This window comes from Gammaproteobacteria bacterium (assembly GCA_041395725.1).
Taxonomy (GTDB): Bacteria; Pseudomonadota; Gammaproteobacteria; order Pseudomonadales; family Pseudohongiellaceae; genus NORP240.
In genome coordinates, this window is record JAWKZW010000001.1 from 452350 (window position 1) to 461490 (window position 9141).

The 9141-nt window shown below is 56.3% G+C and carries 11 protein-coding genes; 3 read left to right on the forward strand and 8 right to left on the reverse strand.

Going from position 1 to position 9141, the window contains the following annotated elements; genetic code table 11:
- Positions 1–32: 32 nt before the first annotated feature.
- From R3F50_01935 to R3F50_01970, 8 genes are all read right to left on the reverse strand, one after another.
- On the reverse strand, positions 33–461 hold the full coding sequence (locus R3F50_01935; GenBank protein MEZ5489062.1) for a DUF3577 domain-containing protein: 429 nt from the start codon (positions 459–461) through the stop codon (positions 33–35).
- A gap of 188 nt (positions 462–649) precedes the next feature.
- Complete coding sequence (locus R3F50_01940; GenBank protein ID MEZ5489063.1) at positions 650–1738, reverse strand: ParM/StbA family protein; 1089 nt, start codon at positions 1736–1738, stop codon at positions 650–652.
- Positions 1739–1762: 24 nt separating this feature from the next.
- Positions 1763–2158 (reverse strand): hypothetical protein, encoded by a 396-nt coding sequence (locus R3F50_01945; protein ID MEZ5489064.1) that lies wholly within the window; start codon positions 2156–2158, stop codon positions 1763–1765.
- A 5-nt stretch (positions 2159–2163) separates the two neighbouring features.
- Entirely contained in the window at positions 2164–2904 is a 741-nt protein-coding gene (locus tag R3F50_01950) for a TIGR03761 family integrating conjugative element protein (protein ID MEZ5489065.1), read from the reverse strand.
- Between the two features lie 190 nt (positions 2905–3094).
- Complete coding sequence (locus R3F50_01955; GenBank protein MEZ5489066.1) at positions 3095–4348, reverse strand: STY4528 family pathogenicity island replication protein; 1254 nt, start codon at positions 4346–4348, stop codon at positions 3095–3097.
- Entirely contained in the window at positions 4338–4940 is a 603-nt protein-coding gene (locus R3F50_01960; GenBank protein MEZ5489067.1) for a DUF2857 domain-containing protein, read from the reverse strand. The genes R3F50_01955 and R3F50_01960 overlap by 11 nt, the downstream gene beginning before the upstream one ends.
- Positions 4927–6387, reverse strand: coding sequence for a ParB N-terminal domain-containing protein (locus tag R3F50_01965; GenBank protein MEZ5489068.1), 1461 nt, complete (start codon positions 6385–6387; stop codon positions 4927–4929). Before R3F50_01965 ends, R3F50_01960 begins: the two co-directional genes overlap by 14 nt.
- Positions 6374–6664, reverse strand: a complete 291-nt coding sequence (locus R3F50_01970) for a hypothetical protein (protein MEZ5489069.1) — start codon at positions 6662–6664, stop codon at positions 6374–6376. Before R3F50_01970 ends, R3F50_01965 begins: the two co-directional genes overlap by 14 nt.
- Before the next feature lie 95 nt (positions 6665–6759).
- On the opposite strand from R3F50_01970, the gene R3F50_01975 reads away from it, so the two are divergent.
- The 3 genes from R3F50_01975 to R3F50_01985 all read left to right on the forward strand — a co-directional run bounded on the left by R3F50_01975 (position 6760) and on the right by R3F50_01985 (position 9033).
- Positions 6760–7437, forward strand: a complete 678-nt coding sequence (locus R3F50_01975; protein ID MEZ5489070.1) for a S24 family peptidase — start codon at positions 6760–6762, stop codon at positions 7435–7437.
- 175 nt (positions 7438–7612) lie between these two features.
- Positions 7613–7804, forward strand: coding sequence for an excisionase (locus R3F50_01980; GenBank protein ID MEZ5489071.1), 192 nt, complete (start codon positions 7613–7615; stop codon positions 7802–7804).
- The gene (locus R3F50_01985; GenBank protein MEZ5489072.1) at positions 7765–9033 is read left to right on the forward strand and encodes a tyrosine-type recombinase/integrase; all 1269 of its coding nucleotides are present in this window, start codon (positions 7765–7767) and stop codon (positions 9031–9033) included. The genes R3F50_01980 and R3F50_01985 overlap by 40 nt, the downstream gene beginning before the upstream one ends.
- Positions 9034–9141 lie beyond the last annotated feature (108 nt).

Consider the following 9141-nt stretch of genomic DNA (forward strand, 5'->3'; position numbering starts at 1 on the left):
ACCGCATCGGTGGATGCGGTCAGGTGTTGCCGTCAGGCGACAGCGTCGCGGCTCTCAGACGAGGGCGCCGGAAATGGCTGGCCTTCGACCTTGATCCAGTGGAACCGGAGTAACCGGGACTTTAGGCTGATGCCTGTCGTACCGGCTCGATCCCCGTTCTTGAAAGTGAACGATTCGACCTGCAAATCACTGAGGTGGAAACCCACCAGTACTTTGAAGTCAGCTTCCACCGCGGGCATCAGCTGGCGTACCAGATCCTTCGCCTCTTCACCGACCACGACACACTCGAAATGAGTGTGCTGGACGTTATCGGCGGATCCTCGTAGCGCCGCGATCGTGACACTGAGAAAGGGGAAACCATTCTCGGGCGTCACTTCACGAACCCGGTTGAGGTATCCGATGCCGTGGATATCAAGATCGAAATACTTCGATTTTTCAGGGGTAGTTTGTCTACTGGTCATAACACAATCTCCTTGAACAGAATGAAATGCCGGAGACCGCGATACCCTGGCGGGATCGTGTTCCCGGCAGGGTGAGTAAAATCAGGGCAAGCCCTGACGTTGGATTGACGGAAGACCCGCGATGTCGATTGCACAATCCGAAGACATCTTCTTTGCCACTGAGACCGCAGTGGCCACGTACAAAGTCGTTAACCCGCCTTTACCGGGCTGTCGCAAACGAATTGCAGGTACTTGAGCATTCCCCGGGCATTGGCAAAGGCCGCATGGTCGGCAATGGTTTGGTTGGGGAACCAGTTGGCGATATCGGCGGCCAGGGCGGCACTACCGCCTCCCACAAACAGCACGCGATCGAGCTCCACGCCAAGGCCGAGTTTGCGGCGGGTTTCGGTATAGAGCCGCTCGACCAACTCGCGCTTGGCGTCCGCCACCATCATTGAGACATCGTGATCTTTGCCATGCAGTCGCAATCGATTCGTCTCGACCGCGCGACTGATGCTCTGCTCACCCAGCTCGCCGAGTTCGAACCGTTGCTGTATGCCATTGGCCACACTCTGTTTGACATTCAACATGCCACAATTGAGCGAGCCCGAGGATCCGTGAACAATACCCTGATCCTGAACGACGACATAATCGGTCGTGCGCCCGCCGATATCGACGATGGCAATGGGCGCGTTGACGCGATCCGCATCCAGGGTCACGCCATCGTCGGTCATGACGATGACGAAGTCGTACCAGGCAGCCAGGGCTTCCGGAATGACTTCGTGAAACGCAATACTCACCTTGCGCATTTGATGCGCTGCTTTGTGAGACACAACGGGTTCGACCGTCAGTTTCAGACTATTCGTTTTCGCCTGGATCACCTGTCGACGCTGCTCGCCATCGTTGCGGTAAAACGCAGAGACCGGCAGTCCCGTCACCACATGGACGGATCGACCCGAAAAGCCTGCCTGCTGCAATGCATGCTGAACGATCACGCGATTCAGTGCCGAGCCCGGGTATTCATCGAACTGTGTGGGTTCGCCATCCACGGCGCCGACGGAATAGACGGTGCCGCCCGTTTCGTACTCGAAAATCTTTTGTTCGCCGTCACGAATCCAGGTGACGCCAGCCGACCCCATGCGCGCCCGTGACGGGACCGCAACGAGGCGTCCGTCCGGTAAAGCCACTTTGGTATAGGCGTAGCCATCATCCAGGCCCGCCTGCCCCACTTCCATGGCATGGGCCGACGGGGAAGGCCCATCGGTATCGGCAAATTTTTCGTCAGTCAATTCGGTCATGTCGTGTGATTCCAGGTTTGTGTTTTACTCACCGATCACTCGCCTCAGGTGCGTGAAGGGTTTGGCGGTATCGGCCATCGATGTGGGACTGGTGTTATCCAGGCGATGCGTGCTGCTATGTGAGTCATAGGACGAGCTGGCAACGGTCTTACTGGTTTGCTGACTGGTCTGGTCAGACGCACGTTTGCCTGGCCGGGGGCTGTTCAGATCCGGGGGACGCCTGAGCGAGGCACCCGCTGACAATGGTGGTTCGGATTTGAGGACCTGACATTCGCTGCGAAACGCAGTCAACACCAGCTGCCGCAACCACTCGCTTTGCCGGTCTTTGGGTAACCGGTACAGACGCTGGAGCACCATCGCTTCCAGCGGAATACGCGTATCCAGCAAAACGCTGATCTGCTGCAGCGCATTGGCGGTCATGGCGATTAAGCATCACCTGTGAATGCAGGGACGCTTTCCTCAGTCGGTTGAAATGCCACGGGACGCAAGGAGGGTAGCCTGTCACCGGTCAGAATATCCAGAGGAATCTCGCCCATCCGTTCGATGGCTTTGAGCGCCGCTGGCGATCCTTGTCGGATGTCGGCACGACGAATATCCAGGCTGTGGTACCCCTGGGGCAACGCAAATACCCGGCGAACCCAGCGCCCGCTACCCGATAGCTGTTCGGTGAGATCATTGCCGATGTCGAGACCCAGGTGATGCAACGTCAAGTCGGCGCACATCAGCTGGTCGTATTCGCCCAGCAACTGGGCTGCACGAAAAGCGTAGGGATTGGCGAACTGCAGTGATACACGCTGCGGACGACTGGATTGCGCTACCGAAAATTCCAGTGCGCTGTTGGCCGGCGCCATCAATGCATCCAGGCGGTGCTGTAATTCGCGAAGCTGTGTGCGGACATCGGCGATACCCTCTTCCACTTTGAGCAGCCACCAGTCCGCGTAGGGATCGTCAAAGCGTATGGCCTGCCAGAGCGACTTCAGTCGATCGGCAAAGCCGATCAGGCCGATGATGGCGGCCTTACCCTCTCCTGCTCGCCGACCCCGGATGAGGCTCTGTGCCTGATACGTTTGAATCGTCAACCAGACTTCGCCCTGCAGGGCGCCAGGTCCGCTCTCACGGTGATTCGAATCGGCTGATTGAAGAGAGGTTTCAGCAGTTGATTGCATGGATATCGCTCCCCTGGAGTTTATTTGCCAGGGTCTATGAATCCACAAACGGTCGAACCGAACCACGGTATATTCAGCCGGGCACTGTTTTCGTTTTGGCCGTCGTTTTCCGGGGAGTGCAATCGAGTGGTTCCACTGGAAACAGTGCAGCGGTCTCGCGAATGCCAGGATGGCAATCGAGGGGATGGGGTTACTTGTCCAGGTTCAACGAGGCCCGCAACTTGGCCAACTGTTCGCGCCCATAGGCCTGTGAGCGTTCCCGCTCTTCGGCGGTTTTGGCTTTCTGCGCTTCATCTTCCGGCGGCCGAACATGGGAGGCTCGCTCCTGTCGGGCTTCGACGACCTTGATCCCCAAGTTGGGAACGAACTCGCCCTTCTGGGCGGCTTTGCACAGTGAGTGCAGGAACCGCAGCTCGTCATAGACGGGCTTCATGCCCTTCTGCTCAGAGGACAGGCGCCCCTGCAATTCATCCAACACCAATTGCCGATCTTCGGCGTTGATCATCGCCAGGTAGCGATCAGCCAAGAGCTTCTGGTTGTCAGACAACCGCGGCGGGTAAATCAGTGCTTGATCCGCTGGCAGCGATCCTGGTGAACTCGATTCTGAAAATGCTTTCTTATCAACGTAGGTATTTGTTGTAGAGGTTGTTGTAGTTGTTTTTTTATAATCACTACTACAACCACTACTGTAGTGTCTTTCTGCTTCCGCCTTTGAAATTTGGTGCTGGCTCGGCGGTTCAGCCACCCGGCTGTCAGCCGGCTTTTTCAGTTGGTCGAGGCTTGCGGCGTGAAATGTAAAATAGCGACCGCCCTTGTTTTGATTTCTGCTGGATCCTGACAGATGTTGCGCCGCCTGTAAGCGGCGCTCGATGATCGATTCCTGTCGGCCCAGATCTCCCGACTGTATGTCTTTGTCCAAACTTGCGAGTACGGCCTGCGCCACTCGCTGCACGCGAGCATGGTGGTGGTCCTGAGCCTGGGTGACGAACGCCATGTAACCCTCGTCCAGGAAAAGCGCATCGGCCAGCGGCAAGGGTTCATCGTGAAGGCTGTAGACGTTGCCAGTAAAGCGGCCGCTTTTCTGCCGGACTCTCGCGCACAAGGTCAACCAACGCGTCAGCCGCAGAATCGCAATGGCCCGGGAAATCGTCGAGGTGGACGCCACATTGGTTTTCGCAGCGATGGTGTCGTAATCGGGGAACGCCGTCCGCCCACCGGTCTCTCTGGCGTGAAGCATGATGACCATCCACACCAGTTTATCGACAGGTTCCAGAACCGGGTCCTGAATGACCAGGGCGGGCACGGCCTGGTGCCAATTACCCATGAACAACATGGCATCCGGCAGCGATGGATCACCCTGGTCACGGACCTTGGCGACGGTCGCTTTGATCAGTGCGTCTAGCGCCAGCGTCTCCGGTCGTAGCGCATCTTCGTCATGCGCCATGCTCGGCAACCCGGTCGGGCGGAGTGGCACTGAGGCCTTCGCCGTAGGCGTCCCAACGCTGCACCAACGCCCAGATCGAACGTAATCCGATGCCGGTCTGTTGCTGTAGGTCGAGATAGTCAGTAGCAGATAAGGCGTTTTGTTCTCGTGCCTCGATCCGCCCCTGCCACGCATACCAGAGTGCGTGGGTATCGGCTTCATTCAGCTCGGGGGGCCTACCCACAGACGGTGCCAACGTCAGCAGTCGGCGCCAACGCGTGTATTCCCGCGAGCTCCAACCGAACAACTGTTGCATCATCTCCAGGGGAGCATCGGCGACCAACAGTTCACGCTGCAGATCATCGGATTCCCGCTGATGACGCAAATTATCGAGCATCGGCCAGAAAACCGTTCGATCAAGCGCAATCTTCAGACAATGCACTCGGAGCGTATCGGCCCGATACAGATCGGCGAGGTTCATTTCCTTGAGGGCGTCCAACTCTTTGGGACCAAAGTTCATGGCACGCAATGCCTGCTGATCGCCTTCTGCCAGACAGCGCATGGCGTAGAGCAGCACGGCTGTCGTGAGGTCGGCTTCCTTATTCGACGACATCGCATTCAGTCTCTGCGTTTTCCCATAGCTCGATGCCGGTATCGAAGGCGAGTCGTTTGAGTGAGCGGTAGGCTTCCATCATTTGCAGCAGACTCTGCCAGTCCGGCGGATTGAGCTGCTGCCATAACTGGCTACTGAGGTGGCCCGGATCCGGTGTCCAGACGCTACCAAAGAGAAGCTCGGCGTCATGGGATGCCAACGCCTGGTAGAGCGTCGAATCCTGATCGAGATGCGCCAGCACACAATCGACCGGTGCCGAGGTCAACTCCGAACTGGCGGCCAGCTGCCACCAGAGTGCAGACACCAGGCCCAAGGCATCGGGATCAAGCACATCACGCAATTCCTGTGGTGGTACATCGATCAGCAAAAATCCCAACCCCTGATCGGGAAGCGGTTTGAGTGCTGCACTCAACCCGTGGGCAGCGGCCAATGCCGCAGCCTGAAGGCATAGCTGATCCCGCAGGGCACCAATATCCTTGAACTGACCGGTACGGTTAGGTGTAGCCGTTGAGTCCGCAGCAGCGGGAGCCTGTGCTGGCATGTCCTCGCCGGCTTTTTGCTCATTATCAGCGGAAGCCTCAGACTCGACTTCCTCCATTCGCCCATCGTCCTGGTCGTCGAGGGTGTTATCAGGAAAGTCGAAGGGCCGACCGGCCAGGCAGGCATCCATCTCCAGATGAATTACTTGCCGGTTTTGTTCGGATTCCACTGCAATTTCGTTAACCAGTGCATCGTGCAGCGGCTGGATATCCCACTCGGCACCATCGTGGCGACGACACAACTCGGCAAAGACACCTTCGAAGTCGGCGTCATCACCCAATCCGCGTCGATTCCAGATGGCCTGGGCCGCGCGCTGCAGGGCACGAATTCTCTCCACCTGGGGTCGGCCCAACCCAGCGGCCAACGCTTTCGGCATCAATGGCCACAGGACGTCAACGGCATAACCCATTTTGGAAATCATGCTGTGGCTGAGACCGAAACCACGTTCTTTGAATAGCTCTTCCAACTGTCGCTGGGACAAGCTGTCGACGGCCAGCTCCTGCTCCAACAAGTTCTTCGCTTCAAATACGGCCAGAGCTTTGTCGATAAAAGGCAGGCCTCCGCGCAATTCGTTTTCGCGAAGGTGTGCAAACAACACTTTGGATTCCTGCGACCAGGTTCTGATGACACAGTCCACCCAACGGAACCGCTCCTCCCCGGTTTCCTCCCACAGCTCTTTGAGGATTTTCAGTCGCGTGTTGCCGCCACTGTGGAGGATGTACTCCGATTCTCCGGGCTTCTTCGACAACACCAGCGGCTGATCCAACCCTTCCGCCTGAATGGACGCTTTGATCCGCGCGTACTCCGGGTTTGGCTGGCGACGCGGGTTACGGGCGTAGTGATGAATGCGGCTCACCTCCACGCGTGCCACCTTGTCGGTGGTGGGTGTTTGCTCAACCGCAGACATCGTCGCCACCTGCACCTTGCGCGTCATCTGCTGGCGACACGTCGTAAAAAATTTCCGGGTGACGAACCATCGTGGCCCGGGGCACCGTTTCCAGTCGACCGTCGGACAGCCCTGCCACGATGCGGGTATAGCGCTCGATCTGGGTCGCCATCAGCGGACTGGCGTAGCGATGTTGGCCGGCAATCTGATACAGGTAAGACACCGAATCGTTGCACGCCGCAGCGACATCGGCCCGTTCCCGTTTGCTTGCAATTTTTAGAAATTCCTTTAGCTCCATGCTTAGAAACATTAGCACCGTGCAAACAGGCCATCAACGAGCGAAGTCCGCTTTTTGTTTATCATTCTGCTAAATTTTCTGCTAAAGTGTTTCGCATGACGCTAAAACTTAACCAGGTTCGGCTCAGCAACCTTGAGATTCTGATTAGCGAGGCTGGGTCAGCTGCCAAGCTGGCTCGCGCAGCCGGAACTAATAGCTCCTACTTGAGCCAGGTGCGGAACCAACTGCCTACCAAGAAGGGCACGCCTCGTTCGATTGGAGACGAACTGGCTGAAAAGCTGGAAAAGGCCATGAAGAAACCCCAGGGATGGATGGATACACCACATACGGAGAAGTCGGGGCAGGCTGAGGAGCACAACGCCCATGCAGGTCCGGATTTACGAGGCCTTCACCCGCTGATCTCCTGGGTGCAGGCCGGTAAGTGGTACGAGATCTCTGAAAGTTTCGCACCTGCTTACGGCTCGGAACTCTTACCCTGCCCTGTGAAGTGCAGCCCGGATTCCTACGTGCTCAGGGTTCGCGGGAGCAGCATGGAACCGAAATTCCATGAAGGCGACCTGATTTTTGTCGACCCCAGTGTCACACCGGATCACGGCAAATTTGTGGTCGTGCGCCTCGAACAATCCAACGAAGCAACGTTTAAGCAGCTCATCATCGAGGAAGGTAAGCAGTACCTGAAAGCGCTCAATCCTGACTGGCCGAACCGGATCATCGAGGTGGATGAAGAAGCGACGATTTGCGGCGTCATCGTGTTCAAGGGCGAAGTGGTGTGAACTGATACGACCCGCTATTTAGCTGCCTGATAAAAAGATAGCCAGCCTTTTCCCTTGAAGTTATAATTAGCTCAGTGCTAATGTTTTGATCATCCAGACCAGGCTGGCCAAAGCTTCACCATTAGCACAACGGGAAGATGGCCCCGGGTCGTAAACGACCATAGGGACCCGAATCATGAAATGGGTAAAGCTACCCAAATATTGCGAATTGAGCGGTGACACCGCCAATGCGGTTCATGCCCGCCGCAAAAAAGGGCTCTGGTTGGATGGCGTTCATTGTCAGGTGAGGAATCACACGTTGTGGATCAATGTCGAGGCAGTTGAGAAATGGGTAGAGAACGGTCTGTTAAGCTCGCGCAAGGCGTAAGGGTACGCACCTACGCCAGTGGCACGCAGACTATCGAGATACAATTCCAGTATCGCGGTGTGCAATGCAAGGAAACCCTGTCCTCACTGGACCCATCCAAGAAAAGCGATCAGCGCTACGCCATCAATTTGAAGGCCGAAGTCGAAGGCGCCATTGCCAGACAGACATTCAAATACGAGGAATACTTTCCGGAATCCAAGCGGGCCCGCCTCTTTGGTCATGCCTATTCCCAGATAACGATTCGAGAGTTGATCGAGGAGTGGCTAAAGGACATTGAGCGCACTCACCCGCACAGCACTTACCGGTGCTATCGGAAAAGTTGTAATGCCCACCTGCTCACCCAGTTTGGCGATATCCGTGCGCGCGATCTAACGCCGCAACATATTCGCGCCTGGATTCGGGAGCGAAGCGGGACCCTAAAAAGCATCCGCAATGATTTGACCCCGCTACGCGCGGTTCTGGATCGGGCGCTGAACGATGACATCATCGACCGCAATCCGCTGGACAAGATCAAGGTCAGCAAACTGGTAGATCGAAGCCAAGCCAAGACCGATTACGAAGTCGACCCATTTACGACCCGAGAAATCGACAAGGTGCTGCAGAGCGCCCTCACCTACGATCCGCGCATTCGGAATCTGCTCAAGTTTGCGTTCTTCACCGGCCTGAGAACGTCAGAGTTGTTTGGCCTGCAATGGGGTGATGTCGACTGGGATCAACGTGAAGTGCATATTCAACGAGCGGTGGTCGAGCGCAAATTAAAGGAAACCAAGACGCGAACCAGCAACCGGAAGGTTCTTCTGCTCCCCTCCGCTTATGAGGCGCTGAAGCACCAGAAACAATTCAGCTTTGTCGGCAGCGATTACATCTTTGTCCGACCGGACGACAAAGGTCCGTTCATTGATTATGAACATTTGGAACGACCCTGGAAGCACGTACTGAAAACGGCCAAGGTCCGCTACCGCAATCCGTACCAGACTCGCCACACCTACGCGAGCCAGCTACTGTCGGGCGGCGAAAATCCATTGTTCGTCGCGCAGCAGATGGGGCACAAGACTACCGAGATGATCATGCGCCACTATGGGCGCTGGGTGGAGCAGGGAGATCAGCGGCAGAGGCATATATTTATCTCTGATTTTGGCCAGGTGAACGAAAAGCATCCAACCTATGGGTCCAAAGCGATGCTACGCGGCGATTTGCGAACTTCCAGTACGCAAGCATCCACTCTATAATGCTACTTGCCCCCGCTGTTTGGAGGGTGATTCTAGCCAAATTGTCAAATAGAGCTACTGTGGCAAATTGAATGACGTAGTTTCTTCGCATCCTTTCTCAAGGAACTA